At 50.0% G+C, this 25,335-nt stretch carries 24 protein-coding genes and 1 pseudogene; 9 read left to right on the forward strand and 16 right to left on the reverse strand.

All coding sequences use genetic code 11. From position 1 onward, the window contains the following. Together ABYT30_RS01445 and ABYT30_RS01450 are read left to right on the forward strand one after the other, a co-directional pair. Window positions 1-171, forward strand: a pseudogene (locus ABYT30_RS01445) (electron transfer flavoprotein subunit alpha/FixB family protein); the annotation flags it as partial. Window positions 172-337: 166 nt separating this feature from the next. Then, on the forward strand, window positions 338-907 hold the full coding sequence (locus tag ABYT30_RS01450; protein ID WP_373084247.1) for a YceI family protein: 570 nt from the start codon (window positions 338-340) through the stop codon (window positions 905-907). A gap of 26 nt (window positions 908-933) precedes the next feature. Here ABYT30_RS01450 and ABYT30_RS01455 read toward each other — a convergent pair whose 3' ends face one another. The 3 genes from ABYT30_RS01455 to ABYT30_RS01465 form a co-directional block, all read right to left on the reverse strand. Then, a complete protein-coding gene (locus tag ABYT30_RS01455) occupies window positions 934-2,100 on the reverse strand; it encodes a cation:proton antiporter (RefSeq protein ID WP_373084245.1) in 1,167 nt (388 codons plus the stop codon). Window positions 2,101-2,238: 138 nt separating this feature from the next. Continuing rightward, window positions 2,239-2,718, reverse strand: a complete 480-nt coding sequence (locus ABYT30_RS01460) for a DUF934 domain-containing protein (RefSeq protein ID WP_373084243.1) — start codon at window positions 2,716-2,718, stop codon at window positions 2,239-2,241. Next, on the reverse strand, window positions 2,711-4,354 hold the full coding sequence (locus tag ABYT30_RS01465; RefSeq protein WP_373094924.1) for a nitrite/sulfite reductase: 1,644 nt from the start codon (window positions 4,352-4,354) through the stop codon (window positions 2,711-2,713). The genes ABYT30_RS01460 and ABYT30_RS01465 overlap by 8 nt, the downstream gene beginning before the upstream one ends. A 290-nt stretch (window positions 4,355-4,644) precedes the next feature. On the opposite strand from ABYT30_RS01465, the gene ABYT30_RS01470 reads away from it, so the two are divergent. After that, the gene (locus ABYT30_RS01470) at window positions 4,645-4,776 is read left to right on the forward strand and encodes a hypothetical protein (protein ID WP_373083581.1); all 132 of its coding nucleotides are present in this window, start codon (window positions 4,645-4,647) and stop codon (window positions 4,774-4,776) included. 15 nt (window positions 4,777-4,791) lie between these two features. Here ABYT30_RS01470 and ABYT30_RS01475 read toward each other — a convergent pair whose 3' ends face one another. The 3 genes from ABYT30_RS01475 to metH form a co-directional block, all read right to left on the reverse strand. Beyond that, a complete protein-coding gene (locus ABYT30_RS01475; RefSeq protein ID WP_373083580.1) occupies window positions 4,792-5,781 on the reverse strand; it encodes a metallophosphoesterase in 990 nt (329 codons plus the stop codon). Between the two features lie 197 nt (window positions 5,782-5,978). Then, window positions 5,979-6,218, reverse strand: a complete 240-nt coding sequence (locus ABYT30_RS01480; RefSeq protein ID WP_373083579.1) for a DUF2970 domain-containing protein — start codon at window positions 6,216-6,218, stop codon at window positions 5,979-5,981. 98 nt (window positions 6,219-6,316) lie between these two features. Further along, window positions 6,317-10,015 carry a methionine synthase gene (gene metH / locus ABYT30_RS01485; protein WP_373094927.1) on the reverse strand — a complete coding sequence of 1,233 codons (3,699 nt, stop codon included), beginning with the start codon at window positions 10,013-10,015 and terminating at the stop codon, window positions 6,317-6,319. 149 nt (window positions 10,016-10,164) lie between these two features. Here metH and nfuA point away from each other — a divergent pair, with 149 nt between their 5' ends. From nfuA to ABYT30_RS01505, 4 genes are all read left to right on the forward strand, one after another. Further along, a complete protein-coding gene (nfuA, locus tag ABYT30_RS01490) occupies window positions 10,165-10,767 on the forward strand; it encodes a Fe-S biogenesis protein NfuA (protein ID WP_373079335.1) in 603 nt (200 codons plus the stop codon). An 83-nt stretch (window positions 10,768-10,850) separates the two neighbouring features. Next, window positions 10,851-11,267, forward strand: coding sequence for an acyl-CoA thioesterase (locus ABYT30_RS01495; protein WP_373079332.1), 417 nt, complete (start codon window positions 10,851-10,853; stop codon window positions 11,265-11,267). Window positions 11,268-11,270: 3 nt separating this feature from the next. Beyond that, entirely contained in the window at window positions 11,271-11,735 is a 465-nt protein-coding gene (locus tag ABYT30_RS01500; protein WP_373094929.1) for a YchJ family protein, read from the forward strand. A gap of 38 nt (window positions 11,736-11,773) precedes the next feature. Further along, window positions 11,774-12,508: an endonuclease/exonuclease/phosphatase family protein gene (locus tag ABYT30_RS01505; protein WP_373079328.1), complete on the forward strand. Its 735-nt coding sequence runs from the start codon at window positions 11,774-11,776 to the stop codon at window positions 12,506-12,508. Window positions 12,509-12,714: 206 nt separating this feature from the next. Here the strand turns inward: ABYT30_RS01505 and ABYT30_RS01510 are convergent, their stop codons facing one another. Beyond that, a complete protein-coding gene (locus tag ABYT30_RS01510) occupies window positions 12,715-13,794 on the reverse strand; it encodes a 3-deoxy-7-phosphoheptulonate synthase (protein WP_373079325.1) in 1,080 nt (359 codons plus the stop codon). A gap of 129 nt (window positions 13,795-13,923) precedes the next feature. Here ABYT30_RS01510 and ABYT30_RS01515 point away from each other — a divergent pair, with 129 nt between their 5' ends. Beyond that, on the forward strand, window positions 13,924-14,211 hold the full coding sequence (locus tag ABYT30_RS01515; protein WP_373079323.1) for a hypothetical protein: 288 nt from the start codon (window positions 13,924-13,926) through the stop codon (window positions 14,209-14,211). Continuing rightward, window positions 14,211-15,542, forward strand: a complete 1,332-nt coding sequence (rlmD, locus tag ABYT30_RS01520; RefSeq protein WP_373094932.1) for a 23S rRNA (uracil(1939)-C(5))-methyltransferase RlmD — start codon at window positions 14,211-14,213, stop codon at window positions 15,540-15,542. The genes ABYT30_RS01515 and rlmD overlap by 1 nt, the downstream gene beginning before the upstream one ends. A 14-nt stretch (window positions 15,543-15,556) precedes the next feature. Here rlmD and ABYT30_RS01525 read toward each other — a convergent pair whose 3' ends face one another. The 9 genes from ABYT30_RS01525 to ABYT30_RS01565 form a co-directional block, all read right to left on the reverse strand. Continuing rightward, a complete protein-coding gene (locus ABYT30_RS01525) occupies window positions 15,557-16,036 on the reverse strand; it encodes a low molecular weight protein-tyrosine-phosphatase (protein ID WP_373079319.1) in 480 nt (159 codons plus the stop codon). Between the two features lie 57 nt (window positions 16,037-16,093). Continuing rightward, entirely contained in the window at window positions 16,094-17,239 is a 1,146-nt protein-coding gene (locus ABYT30_RS01530; RefSeq protein WP_373094935.1) for a methyltransferase, read from the reverse strand. Between the two features lies 1 nt (window position 17,240). Next, a complete protein-coding gene (locus ABYT30_RS01535; RefSeq protein WP_373079314.1) occupies window positions 17,241-18,134 on the reverse strand; it encodes a tyrosine-protein phosphatase in 894 nt (297 codons plus the stop codon). Between the two features lie 17 nt (window positions 18,135-18,151). Next, complete coding sequence (locus tag ABYT30_RS01540; protein ID WP_373094938.1) at window positions 18,152-19,255, reverse strand: AraC family transcriptional regulator ligand-binding domain-containing protein; 1,104 nt, start codon at window positions 19,253-19,255, stop codon at window positions 18,152-18,154. A gap of 158 nt (window positions 19,256-19,413) precedes the next feature. Next, complete coding sequence (locus ABYT30_RS01545) at window positions 19,414-20,421, reverse strand: ABC transporter ATP-binding protein (RefSeq protein ID WP_373079309.1); 1,008 nt, start codon at window positions 20,419-20,421, stop codon at window positions 19,414-19,416. Window positions 20,422-20,452: 31 nt separating this feature from the next. Beyond that, the gene (locus ABYT30_RS01550; protein ID WP_373079307.1) at window positions 20,453-21,436 is read right to left on the reverse strand and encodes an ABC transporter ATP-binding protein; all 984 of its coding nucleotides are present in this window, start codon (window positions 21,434-21,436) and stop codon (window positions 20,453-20,455) included. Next, window positions 21,433-23,235: an extracellular solute-binding protein gene (locus ABYT30_RS01555; RefSeq protein ID WP_373079305.1), complete on the reverse strand. Its 1,803-nt coding sequence runs from the start codon at window positions 23,233-23,235 to the stop codon at window positions 21,433-21,435. The genes ABYT30_RS01550 and ABYT30_RS01555 overlap by 4 nt, the downstream gene beginning before the upstream one ends. Next, window positions 23,228-24,280, reverse strand: a complete 1,053-nt coding sequence (locus ABYT30_RS01560; protein ID WP_373079303.1) for an ABC transporter permease — start codon at window positions 24,278-24,280, stop codon at window positions 23,228-23,230. Before ABYT30_RS01560 ends, ABYT30_RS01555 begins: the two co-directional genes overlap by 8 nt. Beyond that, a complete protein-coding gene (locus ABYT30_RS01565) occupies window positions 24,277-25,308 on the reverse strand; it encodes an ABC transporter permease subunit (protein WP_373079301.1) in 1,032 nt (343 codons plus the stop codon). Before ABYT30_RS01565 ends, ABYT30_RS01560 begins: the two co-directional genes overlap by 4 nt. Between the last annotated feature and the right edge of the window lie 27 nt (window positions 25,309-25,335).

The raw sequence follows: 25,335 nt of genomic DNA on the forward strand, positions 1-25,335 counted from the left end.
TACATTGCCATCGGTATTTCTGGCGCGATCCAGCATTTGGCTGGTATGAAAGACTCTAAAGTCATTGTTGCTATCAACAAAGACGAAGACGCGCCGATCTTCCAGGTTGCGGATTACGGACTCGTTGCTGACTTGTTCAATGCAGTACCTGAGTTAGACTCTGCGCTTTAAGCAGTAGTAAGCTCTAAAAAAGCCCGGTTTTACCGGGCTTTTTTTTGCCTAAGCAAATTCGGGGACGGGTAAATCAGCCACTAATCCTTGTCTCTTTGAATGCAAAATGTAAAGCTTCACAGAAGCCTACTGGCCATCAGTGATTGGATTTAATGAGGAATGGACGATGAAACAGTTGTTGTGTGCGTTAGTTTTTTTGCTGCCCCTTAGTGGCCTAAATGCAATGGATCTGAAGGCGGATCACTCAAGTCTGAGTTTTGCCACCGTTAAAAATGATGCGATTGCGGAAACCATGAGCTTTTCAAGCCTCGCGGGTAATATTGACGAGCAGACTGGTAAGGCTGAGATTGTTGTTGGCCTAAATAGCATCGTCAGCGGTATTGATATTCGCAACGAAAGAATGCGCAAATATTTATTCGAAACGGATAAATTTCCTGCTGCGACGTATTCCGCAATTGTCGATGTTCCAGCGCTAAAGGCGATGGCGGTTGGCGAACAGAAAACAATGAAACTGGCGGGAGCACTCGTTATGCATGGCACTAGTGCACCGATGAGTTTTGAGGTCATCGTCACTAAGCGTGATGATGGAATGTACCATGCCATCACGGTCAGCCCCAGTTTTGTTAATACTAAGGACTTCGGCTTGATCGCTGGTGTTGCCAAATTGCGCAGTTTAGCGGGCTTGAAAAATATTGGTTTGATTGTACCCGTTAGTTTTTCGGTAATGTTTCAGTAAAGCACGAGAAAACTTAGCGGCGGGACTTAATCCCGTCGCAGTTTGTCAGATATACCAATAGGCGTAGGGTAGTTTAAAACCACAATATAAGATGACACCACAAAACTAATAATGGCGGTAGCCTGAATCAAATGCGATGCCTCTCGGCCGATTAAGGCCATCTCCGTGGCAACATAGGCAATCAATAGTGAGAATTCACTGATTTGTCCCATCCTGAACCCCAAATCCCAAGCCAGTTTCTTAGTTTCACTCATGCCATGAATTAGAAACCGAAAGATAATCGGCTTAAGGACTAGTACTAAAGCGGCTAGAATTGACGCGGGCACGATAATTTCGCTCAGTAAGCCTAAATCGAATCGCGCGCCTAGCGAAAAGAAAAACAGAATCAAAAAGAAGTCCCGCAAAGGTTTGAGGTTAATCGCGATATATTGCGAAATCGGGCTGGTGGCGAGGCTTATTCCACCCAGAAAGGCGCCAATTTCAGCCGATAAGCCTAAGGCGTGGGCGGCCTCGGTCATACCGAGACACCAGCCAATGGCGAGTAGGAAGATATATTCGTGAAACCGATCAAAGCGGCTTATTAGCGGTAATAAGACAAAGCGAACCGATAAAAACGCAAAAGCAACAAGGGCTGGTAGCGAGACAAGTGTTTTAAACAGATTGGCGCCGGAAAACTCGCCCATGCCCATACTGAAGAGAATGATCAGCACAAAAATAGCAATTAAATCCTGCAGCAGTAACAAGCCAACCATGAGCTCGCCAGTATGGCGGTGGTGCAGGGCAGTGGTCGGCAGGAGCTTAATACCAATGATAGTACTGGAAAACATCATGGCCGCCCCGACCACAAGTGCCTCATTATTGTTAAAGCCAAAACTCACCGCGAGTCCGTAGCCAATTGCGGCGAATGCTAAAGAGCTCACCACGGCAACAATGGTCGCTTTTTTTAATGTGGCCAGCAGCGCTTTTGGCTGCATATCTAAGCCGAGTAAAAACAGCAAAAAGATGATGCCAAACTCAGCAATCTCAGCTAATAAGTTTACATCGGTGACCCAGCCACTGCCGTAGGGGCCAATAATAGCGCCTAGGGCAATATAGGCAATCAGCAAGGGTTGGCGAGTGAACAAAGCGATGGACGCTAATACTGCCGCACCGCTGAAGATTAAGAAAAACGACGATGTTAGACTCGCTTCCACAATTGTACCTCTTGGTGGTGCGACTTAGCGTTCATAATCACATAGGGGCCGCTTGCGAGACAATAGTCGCGCAGTTTATTAAGTTTTATAACGTAAAATGCCGCCAATATGGCGGCATTTTACCCACTCCGTACCGTCTTAACGGCGGCGGAAGATAGGGAGTGCCTGATCTATTGATGGCTGGTAGGCGTCGCTGAAATCATTAAAGCTGGCAAGCGCCTCGTCAAGTTCATCGCTCTGTAGCGCAAAACTAGTAAAACCACAGCGCTTCAAAAAATATAGCTGATCCCGCATGAAGTCGCCAATCGCACGGAGTTCACCGCGAAAACCGTGCTGCTCGCGCAACTCTCGGCCATAGCTAAAGCCTCGGCCATCAGCAAATTTGGGGAAGTCGACGGCGATCAACGCGAAGTCCTTTACGTCTTCGCCCAAAAGTTTTGGGGATTCATCGCTGGCTAAGAATACAGCAACATCGCCTAGTGCGAGCAATGCATCCTTCTGCGTTTGCCATAGGCTTAGCGGCACGATATAGCCACCGCTAGCAGGTAAACTGTCAGTGTCGCGCCAAACCTGCCAGCTATCCTCAACAACATTGAGGTCTTTAATAATCTTAGGCATATGCACGCTCCTTAAAGGGGTCAATACCAACGCGGCGGAAGGTGTCTAAAAAGCTTTCTTCCGGCTGGCGAAGTGAAACAAAGGTTTCGAGTACTTTCTCGATCACAGTAGGCACTTCATCTTGCGCGAAGGAGGGGCCAAGTATTTTGCCAATCGAGGCGTCTAAGCCCTGGCTGCCACCAAGGGAAACCTGATAGAACTCCTGGCCTTTTTTGTCTACACCGAGAATACCAATATTGCCAATGTGATGATGACCGCAGGCGTTCATACAGCCAGAGATATTGAGTTCAATCTCGCCAAGGTCATAAACATAATCTAGGTCTTCAAAGCGCCGTTGAATAGCTTCGGCGATAGGGATAGATTTGGCATTAGCCAATGAGCAGAAATCGCCACCGGGGCAGCAAATAATGTCGTTTAAGGTGCCGACTACCGGGGAGGCCACTTCGAGCTCAATCAACTCTTTCCAAAGTGCCAATAAATCTTGCTGACGAACATCCGGCAGCACAATATTTTGCTGGTGGGTGCTGCGAATTTCGCCAAAACCGTAGCGCTCGCCCAAATCGGCGATCACTTCTAGCTGTTCAGCGGTAACATCACCAGGGGCAATGCCCGTGGTTTTTAGCGCCAAGGTCACAATGCGGTAACCGCTCACTTTGTGAGCGTGGGTATTGTGCTGCAACCAGCGGGCAAAGTCGGCGTTTTCCAATGCCAGCGCCTGCATGTCTTGCTGGGGCAGTGATTCATAGGCTGGTGGCTGAAAGAAAGACTGCGCACGGCTTATTTCTTCATCGGTTAGGCTTAGCGCGCCATCTTTAATATGCGCCCATTCCTTTTCAACCTCGGCTTTAAATGCGTCAGCGCCCATGGCGCGCACCAAAATTTTAATTCGTGCTTTAAACTTGTTGTCACGGCGACCAAGCTGGTTGTAAACCCGTAAAATCGCTTCAAGGTAGGTCAGTAGATGTTTGGGCTCAAGGGCTTCATGTATCACGCTGCCGATAACGGGGGTTCGGCCTAGACCGCCGCCCACAATAACTTTAAACGCGGTGTTGCCAGCGGCATCTTTAACAATTTGCAGGCCAATATCGTGGACCATAACCGCAGCGCGGTCAGTCTCGGAACCACATACCGCAATTTTGAATTTGCGAGGTAAAAACGCAAACTCAGGGTGGAAGGTCGACCATTGGCGAATAATTTCGCAGTAGGCGCGGGCGTCTTCAACTTCGTCAGCCGCGACGCCAGAGAACTGGTCAGCGGTTACATTACGAATACAGTTGCCGCTGGTCTGCACAGCGTGCATTTCTACTTCAGCAAGTTCTTCCAGAATGTCGGGCACTTCTTCTAGCTTGGGCCAGTTCAGCTGCACATTTTGGCGCGTACTAATATGGGCGTAGCCCTTGTCATATTTGCGTGTAATAGAAGCTAATTTGCGTAGTTGCTCAGCATTCAGAGTGCCGTAGGGCACCGCGATTCGTAGCATGGGTGCAAGGCGCTGAATATAGAGGCCATTTTGCAAACGCAAAGGCAGAAACTGCTCATCGCTAATTTTGCCTGCGAGATAGCGCTGGGTTTGGTCGCGGAACTGCGCAACACGCTGACTGACAAGCTGACGGTCAAATTGGTCGTAAGCGTACATAGGAACCTTTGTCGTAAGTGTTTTGGCGGGTCAATAATGCTATATAGGCAGTAAAATCCATGCATTCGGTGGGCATAGAGCTAATAGCTGCAGTTTGTAGCGGCCTAATGGTAAAGATAAAGTGGGGTTTTCGCTAACGAATTTTCTGGGTAATGCTTACGCGTAGGGTCGATAAGCCACAATCTTGGGTATAAATTAGCTCAACGGTGACCGAAATTCTTGTTACAATGCGGCCTGAATTTTAGCGCCGATCTACGGCCCCAATAATCTACCCATACCAAGAGGCTTCCATGTCTGATCATACGTCTGAGCAAACCGAAGAGCAACGCGGCGATAACTTCGCTGACGCCTGCGCCGCCATCGCTATATTGAGCATTGTTGTGGGTACTGCAGTGTACTGGCTGTCGGGAATGCCGTCTTAATCGCTTGTTTCATAACTACTCTGACTGACCTATGGCGTGTTTATCAAACACGCCATCTAGCTTAATATTCGCAAAAATCGGTCCCTCGTTTGTCATGGTTACCCATGTAATATGGTCGCCACGGCCAGCGCCGTCTTTTAACCAGACTCCGCCCGTAGTCCCCATATCAATGTAATCTCGCCCATAGCGCTCGGTGTAGGAGTAGTAGTGTTCGTGCCCCGCGATTACGCTGTAATTGCGATCTTGTAGCATGGTTTCTATTTCTGCAAACTCGACGCTGCTGTATTGCCACGCAGGCTTGTGCATTAATAATATGGTCCAGCGCACGCTCTTGTGTTGTTTTAGGGTAACGCGAATAAAATCAAGCTGATTTTGACTGATAGCAGCTGAGCCAGGCAACGATACAGGGGGCCGCTGCCTTGCCATCTGTAGCAAGCGTTTTTGAGTTTCTTGTGGTGCCGTAGCCATTAATTTTTCTAGCCTAATCTGGCTCGCAATAAGCTCATCGGCCATTTCAACGGCGGGGTCCTCGGTGCTTAAGGAGAGGAACAGCACGTCGCGGTAGAGAAATGCATAATAATCGCGCCCCAAACGCTGTTGCCAGACCTCCAGCATAAGGGCGTTACTTATATCGTGATTACCTGCCGTGTAAAAAAAGGGCATTTCTAATAGGCTAATTGTGTTCTCAACATCCTGCCACTGACGATTTATTTCGTCGAGGTCTTCGCTATACCCTTCAATAAGGTCGCCGACGCAGAGAACAAACTCCGGCCTCAGCAGGTTTATTTGCGATATTGCACGGCGGAATACCCCAGGCCTGTGGCCGCCGGTGCGGTCGCCAATTACAACAAACTGGAATTCATCAGGATCGTTAAGAAACGGTAGTTGAGTTTTGGGGATATCGGTATCTAAAAATACGGGTGGCCCGCTTACGCCAGCGCAGGCACTGACAAGTAAGACAATGAAGCTTGCTGCTATTAGCAGGGCGAATTTTCGAGGCGACATATTTTGCCCTCTGCGTATTTTTAGGCTGCTAATTTGATCGTCGCTTAGCGCCTGTGAAACACCATCTCGTGCAATTACTGCACACACCGGGGTAATTGACGTTGCGACTACCGAGCATTTACTGATTTACAGCATAGTCGATTGTGGGGAAGGGGTATTCGTTAGCGGAAACTGCCGATAGGGGACTTTGCGGAGTTTCAGCTGGCCTGCTTCAGTACTAGCTGGACAATAGTAAACACCGTAGCGATAAACACGCCCACAAAAATAAGCGCAGTTATCACGTAATTGCGGAAACGACCGTGTTTAAAGTCACGTTCGCGATTGCGGCTACTTTGCACCCCAAAAGCGGCAGAGATAATACTGCCGATAACGGCTAATGGGCCTGGCTTGCTCGCAGGGCCTTGGTCGGGCAGATCTTGCTTGCTGTCGTCGTTCATCCGGCAATTCCTCTCCGACATTGCATCTCTAGTGAAGTACCCCAAGGGCCTCCGAGCTAGCTTAAGCCATCTCGGGGGCGCCTCGTGTTGCTTTGCCGCTAGGGATCGTAATCCAGGTTTGGTGACAGCCAGCGCTCCATGGTTTTCATCTCCATGCCTTTGCGGGCAGCAATATCCTCAACTTGATCCTTGCCGATTTTACCGACCGCAAAGTAGCGTGACTCAGGGTGGGAGTAATAGAAACCACTTACCGCGGCGGCGGGATGCATTGCTAAGTGCTCGGTGAGAATAATTCCAGTTTCACTGGTCGCATTGAGCAAGCGGAACAGGGTTTCCTTCTCGGTGTGGTCAGGGCAGGCAGGGTAGCCTGGCGCAGGCCGTATGCCGCGATATTTCTCTTTGATTAGCTCCTCATTGCTGAGATTTTCGTCGCTGGCGTAAGGCCAGTATTCCTTGCGCACACGCAAGTGCAGGTGTTCAGCAAAAGATTCTGCCAAGCGATCCGCGAGTGCTTTCACCATAATGGCGCTGTAGTCGTCGTTGGCGGCGACAAATTTTTCTGCTAGTTCGTCTGCGCCTAAGCCCGTCGTCACCGCAAAGCCGCCAATGTAGTCGGTTTTGCCGCTGTCCGCCGGAGCAATATAATCGGCCAAGCTCATATGGGGCTTGTCGTCTGGCTTTTGGGCCTGCTGGCGAAGCTGATGCAAAACTTCCAATGGCGCGGAGCCGTCTGGGTTCATGACCGTGATGTCATCTGCACCGCTGCGCTGGGCGGGCCAGAAACCGATAATGCCGTTTGCCTTCAGCAGCTTTTCGTTAATGAGGCGGTCGAGCATACGCTGGCCGTCATCAAACAAATTACGCGCGGCCTCGCCGACGGTTTCATCATCGAATATTTTTGGGTATTTACCTGCTAAGCCCCAAGATATAAAGAAGGGCGTCCAGTCGATGGTTTCCCGCAGGGTTTCAAGGGGGTAGTCCTCGAATGTACGAGTGCCTAAGAAAGTTGGTGCTGGCGGCGTGTAATTGGCCCAGTCGGTGACAAAGGCATTCGCGCAGGCCATTGGGTAGGTTAATAAGCGCTTTTTGCCCTGACTGCCGGCACGGCGCGCGCGAACACGCTCGTATTCGTCTTTGCGCTCGGCAACAAAATCGACCTTCATGTCCTCACTGATTAGCTGGGTAGCAACCGCGACGCTGCGCGAGGCATCCGGCACATAGACCACGGCATCGTTCTGGTATTTGGGCTCAATCTTAACCGCGGTGTGGGCTTTTGATGTTGTCGCGCCGCCGATCATCAGAGGAATAGTGAAGCCCTGACGCTGCATTTCACTAGCCACGTGCACCATTTCGTCTAAAGACGGCGTGATTAGACCACTCAGGCCAATAATGTCGACTTTCTCACGCTTGGCGGCTTCCAGAATCTTATCGCAGGACACCATTACGCCGAGATCGACGACCTCGAAATTATTGCATTGCAAGACTACGCCCACGATATTTTTGCCGATATCGTGGACATCGCCTTTGACGGTGGCCATCAAAACCTTGCCATTCGCTTTCGCGCCAACGGCTTTACTGGCTTCAATAAAGGGGTTGAGGTAGGCCACGGCCTGCTTCATTACCCGCGCAGATTTAACGACCTGGGGCAGGAACATTTTGCCGTCGCCGAATAAATCGCCCACCACGTTCATGCCATCCATCAGCGCGCCTTCTATGACGTCGATGGGTTTAACCGCGGCGGCGCGGGCGATTTCGGCATCTTCTTCTATATACGTCGAAATACCTTTTACCAGCGCGTGCTCTATGCGTTTCTCTACTGGCCATTCCCGCCAAGTTAAGTCTTCTTTGTTCTCCGCGGTAGAGCCATCGCCACGGTATTTATCGGCAATATTCAGCAGGCGCTCGGTGCTGTCATCCCGACGGTTAAGAATAACGTCTTCAACGTGATCCCGGAGTTCCTTTGGTAAATCGTCGTAAATCGCCAGTTGGCTGGCATTAACGATACCCATGTCCATGCCGGCTTTAATCGCGTGATAGAGGAATACCGAGTGAATCGCTTCGCGTACCGGATTATTGCCCCGGAAGGAGAAGGACACGTTCGATACGCCGCCCGACACCATAGCGAAGGGCAGTTCTTTTTTGATGTAGGCTGTGGCTTCAATGAAATCAACGGCGTAGTTGTTGTGTTCTTCAATACCAGTGGCCACGGCAAAAATATTTGGGTCGAAAATAATGTCCTGGGGCGGAAAACCGATCTCATTAACGAGGATTTCATAGCTGCGCTTACAGATTTCAGCTTTACGCGCAAAGGTGTCGGCCTGACCGTCTTCGTCAAAGGCCATGACTACGACCGCTGCGCCGTACTTCATACAGGCGCGGGCGCGCTCACGGAATTCGTCTTCGCCTTCTTTCATTGAGATCGAGTTGACGATCGGCTTACCCTGAATGCACTTTAGGCCCGCTTCGATGACATCCCACTTCGAGGAATCGACCATGATCGGTACCCGGCAAATGTCCGGCTCTGCAGCGATCAGGTTTAAAAAAGTGACAATGGCATGTTTGGCATCAAGCATGCCTTCATCCATGTTGATATCGATCACCTGAGCGCCGTTTTCGACTTGCTGACGGGCAACAGAGAGGGCGGCGTCGTAGTCGTTTTCTAGAATTAGGCGCTTAAATACCGCTGAGCCGGTGACGTTGCAGCGCTCACCGACGTTCACAAACAGGGAGCTGGCGTCAATATGAAATGGTTCTAAACCAGAAAGCCGGCAAATAGGTTCGCGCGTAGGCAGGGGGCGGGGAGCAATACCGTCCATTGCCTCGCCAATGGCTTTTATGTGGGCTGGCGTAGTGCCACAGCAGCCGCCGACCAAATTAAGGAAGCCGCGCTGGGCAAACTCCTTTAGCTCACCGTGCATGTCCTCAGGTGTTTCATCGTATTCGCCAAACTCATTGGGCAGGCCAGCGTTAAAATGGCCGCTAAAATAACAGTCAGAAGCCTCACAAAGTTCTTCAACAAAGGGGCGTATCTCGCTGAATCTTCTACCACAATTTGTACCAATGATCAGTGGCTTGGCGTGGGCGATGGAGTTCCAGAAGGCTGTTGGCGTTTGTCCGGACAAGGTGCGGCCACTGGTGTCGGGGAAGGTCACCGAGATCATGATGGGACGTTCGTCACCGGTATCTTCAAAATATTGCAGCACGGCGTAGACGGCCGCTTTGGCGTTGAGACTGTCAAAAATGGTCTCAATCATCAGAATGTCGGCACCGCCGGTAATTAGACCGCGGGTGGCTGCATAGTAATTTTCGACCAACTCATCAAAATTGGTATTGCGAGCACCGGGGTCGTTAACGTCGGGGGAAATCGACGCCGTGCGTGGTGTGGGCCCGATAACACCGGCAACAAAGCGTGGCTTCTCTGGATTTCGCGCGGTTTCAGCATCAGCCACTTCTCGGGCGAGCTCCGCTCCAACCCGGTTTAACTCTTCGGCAATCCCTTGTAAATCGTAATCACCTTGTGCAATTGCCGTTGAATTAAAGGTATTGGTCTCAATAACATCGGCGCCAGCGTCAAGATAGGCTTGATGAATTTCTCTAATCACATCGGGGCGGGTCAGGGTGAGTAGATCGTTATTGCCCTTCAGGTCGGTGTGAAAGTCAGCGAAGCGCGGGCCACGGTAATCAGCTTCCTCCAGCTTATAGCTTTGAATTAAGCTGCCCATGGCGCCGTCAATAACCAGTATTCGGTTTTTGAGCGCGTTGGTAAGTTGGGCGATGCGGGAAGTAGACTGACTCATGAATATCCTGATAATTTTAAACGTAATAAGCAAAAACGCAGCGCGGACTGTGGCCGGCATGGGCTTCGTGGTAAACTACGCAATTCTAACAGATACTCGGCCCAGCATAGAAATTGTTTGGCAAAACAGCGGGATATACAGAGGTTATTATGTCTACAGAAGAAACAGCCGTTAATTTGACGATTACAGAGTCCGCCCAGGACTATCTGGCCGAATTGCTCGAAAAGCAAGACGACGTCATTGGTGTGCGGGTGTTCATTACGCAGCCGGGTACGCCTAAGGCAGAAACGTGTATCGCCTACTGTCGCGAAGGGGATTTAAACGACGCCGACATTATTCGCGATTACCCCAAGTTTAAAGCCTATTTCGATGGTCGCAGCGTGCCCTTTCTCGACGAAGGATTTATCGATTACGCCAGCGACCGCATGGGTGGTCAGCTAACGATAAAGGCACCAAACGCCCGCCTACCAAGGGTTAATGAAGACAGTCCGCTGGAAGATCAGATTAACTACGTGCTCTATAACGAGGTAAATCCGTCTTTGGCTGCGCACGGTGGCGAGGTATCGCTACAAGAGATAACTGAAGATAAATTAGCAGTGCTCAAGTTTGGTGGCGGCTGTCAGGGCTGCGGTATGGTCGACGTGACGCTGAAAGAAGGGGTAGAGAAGACCTTACTTGAAAAAGTACCTGGTCTCGCTGGCGTGAAAGACAGTACCGACCACACGAATACCGATAACGCTTATTTCAAATAGTCATAAGTCTACCGACTGATTCTGACTAACTTCATCCAAACTCGTCCCTTGATCAAGGGGCGAGTGCTCCAAGGATAGCCCCCATGCAACTCCAGCACACACGGACTGAAATTCAGGTGCGTTTTTCTGACCTTGATGTTCTTGGCCACGTTTCTAATAGCTACTACGCCCAGTACTTTGATCTCGCGCGAATCGCCTTTTTTAAGGCGGTTGCCAAGCAATATAGCGGCGAGATACCTAGCCATGTTGTCGCGAGCGTCAAAATGGACATGCTGAAGGAAATTCGCTTTGACCACACCGTTATTGTCGATACTTGGTGCTCGCGAATGGGTAATAAAAGCATGACTATAGAGCATTGTATCTACGGAAACGGCGTGAAAGCGACGACATGTCAAACCGTATTAGTCGGTTTCGATCGCGAAGGCCGCTGCGCTACGGCGCTACCCAGTGAATGGGAGCCCAGTGATATTAGTGCCATTGTGCCTCCGGTTCAGGGCTGAGTCTTGAACTGTTATTGCGGACAAGGCGCTGCTTTTGCTGATTGCTGCGAGCCTTATATTCGCGGCATTCGACAAGCGCCGACAGCTGAAGCCTTAATGCGGTCCCGGTATAGCGCTTTTTGCTGCGGTGAAGCCGATTATCTATTAGCCAGTCTGCACCCGAGTAAACGGGTTTCTGAAAGCCGCGAAAGCCTCGAACAAAGCTTTACTGAAACGCAATGGTGTAGCTTAAGAGTCCTGTCCTGCCGCAGCGGCGAGGCAGGGCAAACCGTGGGCGAAGTTGAATTCGTCGCATTTTACCAAACTGGTATGGAAGTGGGGCAATTGCACGAGCGCTCCCGTTTTGTTTGCGATAGCAATCAATGGCTATACTGTGACGGCGACATATTACCCCCGCTAAAATTAGGGCGAAATGACGAATGCTGGTGTGGCAGTGGCAGGAAACTAAAGAAATGCCACCCTGACTAAGGGACTGTATCTATTCCTTTTTGACCGAGTAGCGACTGATGACAGTAATAAGAGTTTTATCTTATAACGTCCACAAGGGGTTTTGCTCTGCAAACCGCCAGTTTCTGCTTAATCAAATTCGCGACAGTATTCGCAGCGTCGATGCCGAACTGGTTTTTCTGCAGGAAGTGGTTGGCGAAAATAGCCAGCATGCCGAACGTCACGCGGACTGGGTCGATGAGGGGCATTTTGAGTACCTTGCCGACACGGTGTGGCCGCATTATGCCTATGGTAAAAACGCGGTATATGACCACGGCCATCACGGCAATGCCATTCTCAGCAAATACCCCATACTTAGCAGTGAAAACATCGATATCTCGCTATACCGCCGCTCCCAGCGCGGCTTGCTGCTGAGTGTCATTGAACCCGGTATCTACGTTATTTGTGTGCACATGGGGCTACTTGGCTGGGAGCGTCACCAGCAATTTAATTTGCTCACGAAATTAATAAATGCAAAAGTACCCGCCGACGCACCATTGATTATTGCCGGTGATTTCAACGATTGGAGCGGGGCGCTGCATTTACGTTTTAAACACAGCTTGAAATTGCGTGAGGCCTCATTGCAGGCCAATGGTAAGCTTGCTAAAACCTTCCCAGCCAAACGGCCAATATTTCGTTTGGATCGCATTTATTCTCGGGGATTTCAGACTTTATCGGCAAAACCCCTAAATGGCGAGCCATGGCGTTCCCTGTCTGATCACTGTGGACTTTACGCCGAACTCAAGCTGTATTGAGCCATCTTAAGTGGCCGCGGAAAAACTGGAAAGCATCGTGCGGAGCACAAAAAAGCCCCGATAAATCGGGGCATAAAAACCTTGAGCATCAAGGTGTAGAAGCAAAGTTGTTACGCAATGATCTTTATCTTGGATCACTCAAAGAATACAAAAATAAAAAAAGCGCCCGAAGGCGCTTTTTTTACGGCGATGTGAACTCGCTTCGTTTAGCGTGCGCGCTTGGGCAGAACGTCTTTTAAGCGCTCGCGCATGGTTCGCAGCGCGGTCTCGGTCTCGGTCCAACCGATACAGCCATCGGTTACCGACACGCCGTAAGCAAGCTTCGAGAGATCTTCCGGAATGCTTTGATTGCCAGCATTGATATTGCTCTCGACCATTAAGCCGACAATAGAGGTATTGCCCTCGATGACTTGGTTCGCGACATTCTCAATTACCAGCGGTTGTAGCTCAGGCTTTTTACTGGAGTTTGCATGGCTGCAATCGACCATGATATTCAAGGGGATACCGGCCTTAGCTAATTCAGCTTCGCATAGCTTGATATGCACTGAGTCGTAATTTGGGCCTTGGCTGCCGCCGCGAAGCACAATATGGGTATAAGCATTGCCGGTGGTGTGAATAACCGCCACCTGACCTTCGCCGTTAATGCCCAGAAACCGATGCGGTTTAACCGCCGAGCCAATGGCATTCACGGCCACGGTTAAGCCACCGTCGGTGCCGTTTTTAAAGCCTACCGCAGACGACAGACCGCTGGCCATTTCGCGGTGAGTTTGCGACTCAGTGGTACGCGCGCCGATGGCCGACCAAGCAATGCAATCCTGCAAATATTGTGGCGAAATTGGATCGAGGGCCTCGGTGGAGGTCGGCAAACCCAGCTCGCTAATATCCAGTAGTAATTTACGGCCAATGTGCAGGCCTTCTTCAATTTTGAAAGTGTCATTCAAATAGGGGTCGTTGATTAAGCCTTTCCAGCCCACAGTGGTGCGGGGCTTTTCAAAATACACGCGCATAATAATAACGAGGGTGTCGCTGACTTCATCGGCCAGCACTTTTAAGCGCTTGGCGTAATCCATGGCGGCGTCGACATCGTGAATAGAGCAGGGGCCAACAACCACAAACATGCGGTGATCTTTACCGTCGAGAATATCTCTAACGGTGTCGCGGCCCTGGGTTACGATCTCTTTGGCGCGATCGCTCATTGGCAGCGCGGCTTTTAAACGTGCTGGAGTAATCAGCACTTCCTGTGCGGTGACGTTTACATTTTCAATCTTTTTTTCGATGCTAGACATAAGCCTTCCGGTTAGGCGGATAGTATAAAATACGCTAAGCCGACCATTCTAACTGAAAATAGCGGCAATTGAATATCCACGGTGGCTTTGCCTAGGTAAAATACGGCCAAATTCAAGAGAATAGTGTGAATGATGCGAAAATATAGCCATAGCGTGGCGTTGGGGCTGTTAAGTGCCGCGCTATTTACTTGTTCGCTCGAGCTGCTGGCGGAAGAGGAGGCGGCGTTGCCAGTGGTCAAACTGTCACCGCAAATTCGCAGTAGCGCTCCCCAAGGCGAAGCCTACGCCGACTTGGATTGTGCGCAGCTATCCGGCGTAAAAGCAGAATCAGCAGTCCAACAGCGCGCTTTAGCGGCTCGAAAACAACAGTGTCTGGAGCAATACCGGCAGTTTATCCCCAACACAGGTTTGCGTTAATGAGTAAGCAGCGTCACCACATCAACACCTTCAAGCCGGCCAAAAAGCCGAAGCCTGTCCTAGATACAGCCGTACTAAAATTGTATATCGACAGTTTAGCCGATGACGGACGCGGCGTAGCCCGCCACGACAATAAGGTGGTTTTTGTTGGCGGCGCTTTGCCAAAGGAAAGCGTGGATGCCCAATACATTCGCCGCCACAAACGCTATGACGAAGCCAAGTTACTGGCAGTGTCCACGCCCGCCGAGCAGCGGGTAGAAGCCATTTGTCCCGTTTACGAACGTTGCGGTGGCTGCCAGTTACAACATTTGAATTATGTGAGCCAGGTGCACTTTAAACAGCAGCGCTTAGAGCGGGTGTTATCGCATGGTTCTGACGACAAAACGGAAGCCATTTCGCCTTCGGTCATTAGCGACACTGATTTTGGCTATCGGCACCGCGCACGTCTCAGTTACCACAACGGTATTTTGGGCTTCAAAGCACAGGGTAGCCACAACTTAGTTGAAATCGACGGCTGTCCCTTATTGGCAATTGAATTGAATGCCGTGTTAAAGGAAAGCTCGGCCGCAATTAAAGCGTTTCTTGGTGAAAAAGCCACGGCTGAGCTTGTGTTGACCTTGAGCGGTGATCAACGGGTTGCCATCAAGGTAAAGAAAGAAGGCTTTGTCGATTCCAAGCGAAGTGCAGTGTTAGCGGAAAAAATAGCTGCGCCAGCATTCCTGCACAGTATTGAGGGCAGCAAAGGCCCAGCGTGGCGGGGCGAAAACGCCCCTCTTGCTTATCCAGTAAACGCCACGCTTTCGCTGCCATTTCAGCCCGGCGATTTCACCCAGGTGAATATCGCCGTGAATCAAAAAATGATTCAGCAATGTTTAGTCTGGCTGAAACCAGTAGCCGGCGACTTAGTCAGTGATTATTTTTGTGGCTTAGGCAATTTTAGTTTGGCCATAGCGACTGCAGGCGCAAGTGTTATTGGTATTGATGTTGGCGAAGCCATGTTGCGACGCGCGAGTCAGCAGGCAAAAACACTCAACCTTCCGATTGAATACCGTCATGCTGATCTATTCGAGCCTACAAATATTTCCCTAAATGCTGCCAGCCACAAAGTCATTATTGATCCGCCAAGGGCCGGTGCCAAGGCATTGTGTGAGGCTTTGGCCAAGGCAGTAGCCGTAAAATCACTGGTTTACGTATCCTGTGATCCAGCCACCTTGAGTCGAGACTTAGCGATATTACAGAGCGGCGGTTTTGTGGTAGCCGATGCGGTTATGGCGGATATGTTTCCCCAAACATACCATTTGGAAAGCTTGGTTCATCTAACGCGCAACTAGTTACACGTTCGAGCTTATAAGCGATGGGTTTGCCTGATTGTGTTGAGTAGGCCGTTTGCGGCGATTTCAATTTGCTGAATTACACGATCAAAGCTGTGTTCATCGTCATAGAATGGATCGGGGATCTGGGCGTTCCCGTTGTGGTCGCAGTAGTCCATTAGCAGCTTAATTTCGCCGTCATAATCGGCTGGAGCCCAAGCTAGGACGTTGGTGAGATTCATGCGGTCCATCGCAATGACATAGTGAGCCCGATGGTAATCGTGGTCATCGATCTGGCGGGCGATTTGCTGGGTTATATCGTAGCCAGCACGATTTGCGGCGGCAATCGAGCGCGGATCCGGTGACTTGCCAAGGTTAAAAGCCGCTGTACCACAGGAGTCAACGCTGATTTTGTCCGTCAAGCCCGCGTCAAGCACGTATTTTTCAAGTATTCCCTGGGCAGCCGGCGAGCGGCAGATATTGCCGAGGCAGACGAAAACAACATGGATTGGCATGCAAATCTCAGTTTTGCTATAAAGCATTATTTAAGCACACCAGCCAAACTCGCAGTATCACCCGTTTGACGGGGTTGTTTTCCGCGCCCGCAAAACCACGAATTTGCTGTCCGAGTTTATCGTTTCACAATTACCAAATAATTTTTTAAGTAATACGTGGTAGCCAAGGTGACGGTTACCAACTACGCACAGCACCCCGTTTAGCGCTAAGTGCTTATGACTGTCGCGAAACATCTGGCGGGCGATGTGATCCCCAACGTGATGGTCTTGATGGAAGGGCGGATTGCATAGCACCAAATCGAAATCCTCGCCCTTGTAGCCGTAAAGGCAGTCACTAACACTGAATGTGGCGTTGCTGTAGTCCTCGCCTAGATTTTGCCTGACATTTTGCTTGGCACTTTCGATGGCTAGAAAAGAGTCGTCAGCGTAATAAACGTGGGCGTTAGGCCAATGCTGGGCCGCACTGATACCCAAAATACCGTTGCCACAGCCCAAGTCAGCGACGTTCGTTGGCGTATCGAGCTTCTCTAAGCTGGCCAACATGATTCTACTGCCTTGATCGAGCTTGTCGCGGGAGAATACATTAGCGCGATTGACGAGCACCATATTGTGCTCAGCTAAAGTAATTGTTTTAGAATCGGATTGACGCTCCACGGCAATAATTTCACCCTCTAAATGCATCAAACGGGCTTTTTTCTTGGCTAAGCTGGGTTTGACTGTCGCGATATTTTTAGCAAATGCACTGACAATATGGTGATCGATATGGCGAGCCATCGCCGCCCCAATAAATATGGCGCCGCTACGACATAAAGGCGCTAGGGTCTGTAGTTGATAGGTGAGTAGTGAGCGGCTTTTCGGTAGCCGGTATAAGATCATATCGAATTGCCCGGAGGGCGGTGAGTTTGCCGGAATAAACGCTGGCGGGAGCTTGTTGTTACGGGCTGCATTCTCGGTGCTGCAAAGCTGGCTAATTGCTGAGTCTACCCACAAGGTACAAGCGTAATCAGCCAAGGCAGTGCTTAAACTGCCAAAGCTGTCGTTAACGATAAGAATACGGGTGCTTTTATCTAGATTGCGCTCCGCGAGTTGCTGCAATAAATACTCATCCGCGGCGTCCCAGGCTTGCAGTGTCTCTCGGGGCCGAAAGGGCCGACGAAATAAGGTGAGTTCGCCATAAGCGGAGTTGAAAACACGGGTTTCCATATTAGTTTCCCCGCGCTGGCTCGAGTAGTAATTGGCGCAATCGCTCGCACTCGGCATCGCCAAACCCTAGGCCGATGTCGACATAATTGGCAAAGTCACCGTAGTGCTCATCAATACTTTTATAGGCTTCGTTTAAGAAGCGCGACTGCACCTTAAATAACATCCGAATTACATCTTCGTTGACTTGGTGCATTGTCATCTCATTGATATGGTGCACGATTTGCTCGACTCTTGTGCCTGTGTAAGTGTTGGTCGCGAGGTAATCCTGCATGACGTGATCAGGAGCGACACCAAGAACACGCAACAACAAAGCAGCGGCCAGTCCTGTTCTATCTTTGCCCGCAGTACAGTGGAATACCAACGGGTAGCTGCAGTCTTCTAGCAGGCCATGCAGCCACTGCTTATAAATTGGCGTGAAGCGCTCGATCATTTCGCGATTAGCTTCAATTAAAAATAGCGCCATGTCTTCTGCGGTAACGTTTTCTTGCTGGAGTCGAGCTGTAACTTTCTCTATTTGCGCAGCTTCAACGGTAACCGGCAGCGCTTCTATCACTATACGGCTATTTGGCAGCAAACTATGCGGCGAATTACTGCGCTCTTCGTCTGAGCGGAAATCGATAATTTTTTTGATTTGTAATCGCTCTAGATAATGCTGGTCTTGTTCAGACAAACCCGAAATTTTGTCGGCACGGTATATCATGCCCCATTTCACGGACTGTCCTTTAAAACCATTAAAACCGCCTAAGTCTCGGAAATTATGCATATTATCAAAGGGCAGTTTGCGCAGTTCTGCGCGTTCATGGTGGGCTAGCTCGGCGGGAATCGGCCGCAGTTCTGCCCGGTTTGCATTGCCCTTGGGTGCGGGCAGGGATTTAATGATATCAATTGGATTCATATAGGGCTTAGCGACCTTCAGGGGGATGCTTGGCTTAAATTGGCTTGGGAAGGGCTTTCATTTAGTGCGTGCGGTTGGCGACTGGCTCGGTATTCCCCAGGCGTCATACCCGTCCACTTTTTAAAGGATCGATGAAAAGCACTCGGCTCATCAAAACCAAGTAGTGCAGAGACAGCGTTAATTTTTAATTCTGGCTGATTTAGCCAGCGACAGGCATGTTCTTTGCGCAATTCATCTTTAAATTGCTGGTAGGTAGTGTCTAAGTCTTTTAGTCGGCGCCGCAAGGTCCGCACCGACATGTGTAATTGCTCTGCCATGGTGACGACACTGGGGAATTCGTGACTAAGGTCGGTGCCGATAATGCGTTTCATTTGCGACAGTAAAGAGCTGTCTTCATCTTCTTGCGCGACAAGGAGGTGGTAGGGCGCATTGCGCAAAAATTTACGCAGTGAATCTTCAGTGTGAATTAGCGGGCAGTCAAGATTGTGTTCCGCAATAAGGAAGGCATTGTGTTCACTGCCATAGTATATTTCGCAGCCAAATAGTTGTTCAAAATAACTGTCTTTGTCCGGCGAGCGCACCTGCAGATAAACACCTAAAAGGTCGAGTGGCTTGCCGATAAGCCATTGGCAAAACCGGCGCCAAATAGCCATCATTCTTGCAGTGGCGTAGCTTGCCTCCCGCTCTGAGATAGCCTGTTCAGTGTCGACTAATTCAGAACTATGGGCAAAACGGTAAATTGCAGTGCCGTTACCCAGCCGCTCTACAGGCCGCTTTGGGGCGTAGTGCATATCGCTGAGGCTACGACAAAAATTAATAAACTCCGACGCCCGTTGCAGTGCCTGTTCCAAAGTTTCGCAGTGAATGATAAATAAGCAAAGCATTCTGAAACTGCCAGCCGGGGTGCGTCGCTGCAAGCCTAAACCAAACGATTCGTCTTGCAGTAAACACATAACCCGATTGTAGATTTGGCTGTAATCACGGCTGTCGATAAGGCTATTTAAATCAGCCTCCGGTGCCATCGGATTAAACGGTAACTGCAGTGAGCGTAGCAATTCCTCGCAGTTATAGCCCTGGGCTTCAGCCACTTGCAGCATGCTACGCGCATATTTAAGCGGCACGCGTTCTCTATGGGGGGGATAACTATTACGCACAAGTAGCCTGCAGTAAGGATTTTGGACCTATAAACTCTAGGTGCTAAGTTTACCGCGTATCACCATAAAAATGGATAAAATCTACCCCATCAGACCATTGTGTGAGCGGACGGCCAGCAGCTGGCTTAAGAAACCGGCTGCTTGGCGGCAATCTCTGGCCAGAAGTGACAAGCCGTTAAATGCTGGCTGTTCGTACCTGCCTCTAATATTGGGGTTTCTTGCTGGCAACGCGGTTGGCGATGGGGACAGCGGGTGTGGAAACGGCAGCCTGGTGGTGGTGCAATTGGCGAGGGCAGGTCACCACTAATCTGGGCGTCGGCGGCCGACGCCTCGCCAAGACGTGGGATGGAGGCGAGTAAACCTTGGGTATAGGGGTGCCTTGGGCTGGTGTAAATGGATTCGGCATCAGCAATTTCGACGATCTGGCCTAAATACATCACGGCAATGCGGTCACTCATATGGCGAACCACCGCTAAATCGTGTGAGATAAAAATAATACTTAGCTCCAGCTTCTGCTGTATGGCTAAGAGCAGATTCAGTATCTGCGCCTGCACTGATACATCTAAGGCCGATACCGCTTCGTCACAGATCAGTACGTCCGGTTCTAGGGCAATAGCGCGGGCAATGCCGATCCGTTGACGCTGACCTCCGGAAAACTCGTGGGGGTATTTGCTGGCAGCAGAAGGGGGGAGGCCAACCATAGCCAGCAATTCAGCAACACGTTGACGGCGACTCGCGCGATCGCCAATCTTATGGATCACTAGTGGTTCTTCGAGAATAACCTCAACCGTATGGCGGCTGTTCAAGGATTCGAAGGGATCTTGGAAAATCATTTGCAGGGCACGGCGGTACTGGCGCATGTCGCGGTCGGAAAGGCCTGCGATATCGGTGTCTGAGAAAACAACAGAGCCAGCCGTGGGCTTATGTAAATTGAGTAAAGCCTTAGCGAGACTGCTTTTACCGCAGCCCGATTCACCCACCAAGCCGAGTGTTTCGCCTTTGTATAGCTCAAACCTTACGCCGTCGACCGCGCGGAGTTTCGGGCCCTGCCGGCGGAAAAGGCCACCCCGTTGGCCAAAGTGCAGCTCAAGATCTTTTACCTTAAGAATCGCCTTATCCGTGTCTGAATTCATCGTTGTAGTCGTATCTGAAGTGTATTTGAAATCACGGCGAAATAGTTCTCCACAAGTGGCAAGCAACTACGCCTTGGTCATCAGTGGTTTCTGTGAGTGGGGGTGTGCTATGACAGATATCCTTCGCAAACCGACAGCGATTAGCAAATCGACAGCCGCTTGGCATATTCTCAATTGAAGGCACTTGGCCTTCTAAACTATACAGTGGCGATTTTGGTGGATGACCTGCGCCGGGTAACGCCGCCAGTAGGCTTTGCGTGTAGGGATGAAGCGGTCGGCGAAAAACGGCCGTGGCCGGGCCGTACTCGACAATCTTTCCTGCGTACATCACCGCAATATGGTCGCTGAGCTGAGAAACCAGCGCGAGATCATGGGTGATGAACAACATCGCCATGCCATTCTTGGCTTGTAGCTTTTTTAACAGCCGCACGATTTGTGCTTGAATCGTTACGTCGAGCGCAGTGGTTGGTTCATCGGCAATCAACAATTCAGGCTCGCAGGCTAAAGCCATCGCGATCATAACTCGTTGCCGCATACCGCCAGATAATTGGTGGGGATAAGCATTTAAGCGCTCTGCCGGAGCGGGAATACCGACCTCGGTCAGTAGTTCTAATACTCGCGCGCGCTGCGCACGACGCGACTGCTCGGGAAAGTGTAATTTAAGCACTTCCATTATCTGTCGCCCAATTTGCTGAACTGGGTTGAGTGCGCTCATAGGATCTTGGAATATGACCGCGATTTTGTGGCCGCGAACCTGGCGCAAGGCTTTATGATCTAATTGGGCTAAATCACTACCCTTGAAGAGGATTTTGCCGCCGCTCCGCAGCGCTTGGGGCTTTGGCAGCAAATCCAGTATTGCCATGGCAGTAAGGCTTTTACCGCAGCCGGATTCACCCACTAGCCCCATCGTTTTACCGGTGCTTATCGAAAAGGAAATAGCGCTTACTAATTCCCTCTCAATGCCATCGTCGCCGCGAATTGCGACAGACAATTGATCTACGGCTAATAAGCTCATGGTGCAATTACCCAGGTCTTATCAATAATGACCTCCGGCGGGAATGCGTCGCCGTTGCTTTTGGCGTCAAGGATAGCGCGGCGAGCCTGCTGGTCTATCCAGAATAAACCGCCACTGCCACCGAGAGGATCAAATAAAGAATCACTAGTACGAGTGCCGTACTGAGCTGGTAATTTCAACCAGCGCCAGTATGCCTCACGGGTGTAAGGCACTTTAAATGTTGGAATAAAAGAGCCTTGATCATGGATCATTTGCTCAAGTTCATGGGCGAGTTTTACACGGCTAGCTTTGTCAGTGCCTTTGCGGTAAGCCATTATCTTTGCGTCCATAACCGGATTGTCGGTGTTGGTGACGTTGTTGGTTTGTGATTTGTGGGCGTTATCTGAATGATAAAATTCCCAGTATCGGGGCGACAAGCCGCCGCCAGACCAGCCCATCCAGGCCGCTTGATGCTTGTTTTCCATAATTTGTTTGAACGCGGCGGAGGGGTCGAGTAATTGCAATTTAAACTCGATGCCAGCCTTCAGTGCTTCCTGACTTAAAATGACCAAGCGGTCATTGTGACCACTGTTGTAATAGGTAATGCGAATACTCAGCGGTTGGCCATCTTTGGTGCGAATGCCGTCTTTATTGCGCTGCTGCCAACCGGCTTTGTCCAGGTACGCACTGGCCTTTTTTAGATCAAACTCCCGCGCTCGAATTTTGGTATTGGTGTAATCGCCATAGCCATCATGGGCGCTTTGCAAGCGCTCGTAATCGCCATGCAGTACGGTATTTATTACCTTGTCGACGTTAAGGGCATGGGCAATGGCGTAGCGCACATTTATGTCGCTGAGTGGGTTGGCATCTTCGTTTAGAAATAAACCACTAATCGGCTGTGGCACATCGTTATAAAATTTAATTTTGCCAACATAACCCTGCTCATAGATATCGCCCTGGGCTTTCTTGTGCCAGAAGCGCGGCATGAGCAGAGGGAAGTTGTCGAGTTCACCCTTGCGAAAATATTGGTAGGCAATATTAATATCGCGAATCAGCTTTACCCGTAAATGATCGGGGTTATAGCGATGCTTAAAGTAACGCTTATCATTAGCCCACCAATCTTTTTTACGGCTGAACTCAATATATTTGCCTTTGCGAATCTCACTAATGATATAGGGGCCGGTGTTGGGCTCAATGCGCCAGTTGTAATCTTTTACCCAGCTTTCATCTAAATTATGAAAGTGTTTTGGGACTGGCGACACACTGTATTCAAAAAGCATTTCGTCTTGGGGCTTAGCGACGGCACCTTGGATACCGATGGTGTGATCGTCATATTTGACTAAGTCGGTAATGACCTCGGTGTAGTAATTGTTATACCAGGGCGCGAGAATGAATTTAGAGCGCATAAAACTCAAACCGAAAACATAGTCATCGGCAGTTACTGGTTTACCGTCTGACCAGCGCGCGTCGGGATCTAGGCGGAAATAAATACTGTGTCCGTCTTCCCCAAAAGCCCAATGCGTTGCCAGCTCAGGCAATGGGTTTAATGTATTGGGGTGGATACCAACAAGGCTCAGGTTATTGGCCCGCATATACCCGGCAAAACTGCCATTAGAATCGGGGCCGACCATTCTTAAGGTTAGCGGAAACGTCGTGACAAAAGTGCGGTAGCGACCACCAGGTTTAGCCTTGGGGTCAGCAAAGATCGGATCACTGAGATTGGTTTGCCAATTAAGCTCAGCTGGTAACTCCTTAGGTAGAGCCACCGCGACGTTGGCACTCAATAGCAACCATAACAGCAGACTTACAAATTTATTCATAATAGCTAAATTGCCTTGGATCATAGGCATCGCGAATCGCTTCCCCGATATAGGCGACGAGCATCAAAATAACGGTCATGGCGATAACGACTGAACCGACTAGCCACAGTGATTCCAAATTTTCCGTTCCCTGTTTGAGAAGCTCTCCCCAGCTTGAAACTGGCGGCGGCAAGCCAAATCCAAGGTAATCCAGTGCGGTGAGCGAGGTTATACCGGAGGCAACTGAAAAGGGGATAAACGTGACGAGGGTAGAGACGCTATTCGGCAAAATATGTCGAAATACAATCCGGCTCCCCGAAGCCCCCAGTGCCCGGGCTGCCATAACATAATCTCTGGCAACTTCTTTATAGGTTGCAGTGCGCATATACCACGTCATTCCGGTCCAGCCGAAGAAGGCCATAATGAATAAAAGTGTCCAGAATCCCGGAGTTATGACAGACGCAACGATCATGATGACGTACAGAAATGGAATATTGGACCAAATTTCAATAATGCGTTGAAAGATGAGATCAAAAGCGCCCCCCCAAAAGCCCATCATGCAGCCTATGGCAACACCAACAGCGTAGTTGAAGAATAATAGGAGTAGCGAGAAAACGATTGCAGTGCGAAAGCCATAAAGCAAGCGCGCAGCAACATCGCGGCCGCTGGTGTCGGTGCCTAAATAATGTCCCTTGCTCATTGACGGTGCATGAGGGGGAAAATCTCCAGCAATTAAATCAGTTTCCAGCGGGCTATAAGGGATTGGAGGCATGAGTACCCAGCCGTCGCCGCGCTCGGCAAGCTCGCTTTGCAGCTGTCGATAATTAACCTCGTAACTGTAATCAAGCCCGAAGTCCTTGCCACTGTATACATCGCTGTAGGTCGGAAAATACAGCTGGTTTTGGTAAACAACTAACAAGGCGCGGTTACTAGCAATGAGCTCTGCGCCAAAACTACAAAAGGTCAGTACAAGTAGTATCCATGTTGAATAAAAACCGCGTTTGGATTGCCGAAAGCGCTGCCAGCGCTTTTTCGCCACGGGATTGCGCAGGGCAAAAATACTCATGCGCTAGCTCCTCCGCCAAAGCGAATCCGAGGATCGACAAGCGCTACACATATATCAGAGAGGATATTACCGAGTAAATACAGGAGGGACGAGATCACGAGTATGCCCATAACAATAGGATAGTCCCGCTCAATAATAGCCTCATAGCCCAGTAAACCAATACCGTCGATATTGAATATGGTTTCGATCAAAAAAGAGCCGCCCAGTAGCAGGGATATATTATTGCCGAAGGAGGTCGCGACCGGAATGAGGCTGTTCCGCAACGCGTGGCCGCGTACGCTGGCGCCGCGACTGAGGCCTTTGGCGGCCGCTGTACGCATATAATCCGCGGATAAATTATCCATTAAGGCATTTTTCATCATTAAGGTGGTGACTGCGAAACTGCCCGCTAAATAGGCAATGAGGGGGAGGGCTGCGTGATGAAAAATATCACCCGCCTTGCCCAGCGCGGAGAGTTCGTCGTAGTCATCGCTAATGAAACCGCCTAGAGGAAATAAATCCCAGTATCCAGCAAACAATGAAATTAAGGCGATACCAATTACATAGCTAGGTAGGGCGTAACCTAAAAACACCACTGCTGATGACCAGCTATCCAAGGCGCTACCGTGATACATGCCCTTTGCTAGGCCCAGTGGTATGCAAACTAAATAGGTGAGAACCAGCGTACAGACCCCGTAGAATATTGAGACCGGAAATCGTTCCTGAATGATTTGCCAAACGGGATCTTGATAGCGCGTAGAGGTGCCCAAATCAAACTGCAAAACTTGCTTTAGCCAGCGCGCGTAGCTACTGAGCATGGGCTGATCAAAACCATAGTAGTGTTTTAATTCTGCGAGCTGTTCATCTGAAAGGGTACCGCCGCCTTGGCTGCGCTCTAATGAACCCGTTTCACCGCCTAGCTGGGCTTGAATCATTAGCTGCTCAATTGGCCCACCGGGGACCAATCGCGTAACAGCGAATACCAATAAGGTAATGCCGATAAAAGTGGGGATTATGAGCAAAAAACGGCGAACAAAATAGCCTGTCATATACGCAAGAAAAACCTGAGTCGAGCA

It is taken from the genome of Zhongshania sp. (genome assembly GCF_041623545.1).
Classification (GTDB): Bacteria; Pseudomonadota; Gammaproteobacteria; order Pseudomonadales; family Spongiibacteraceae; genus Spongiibacter.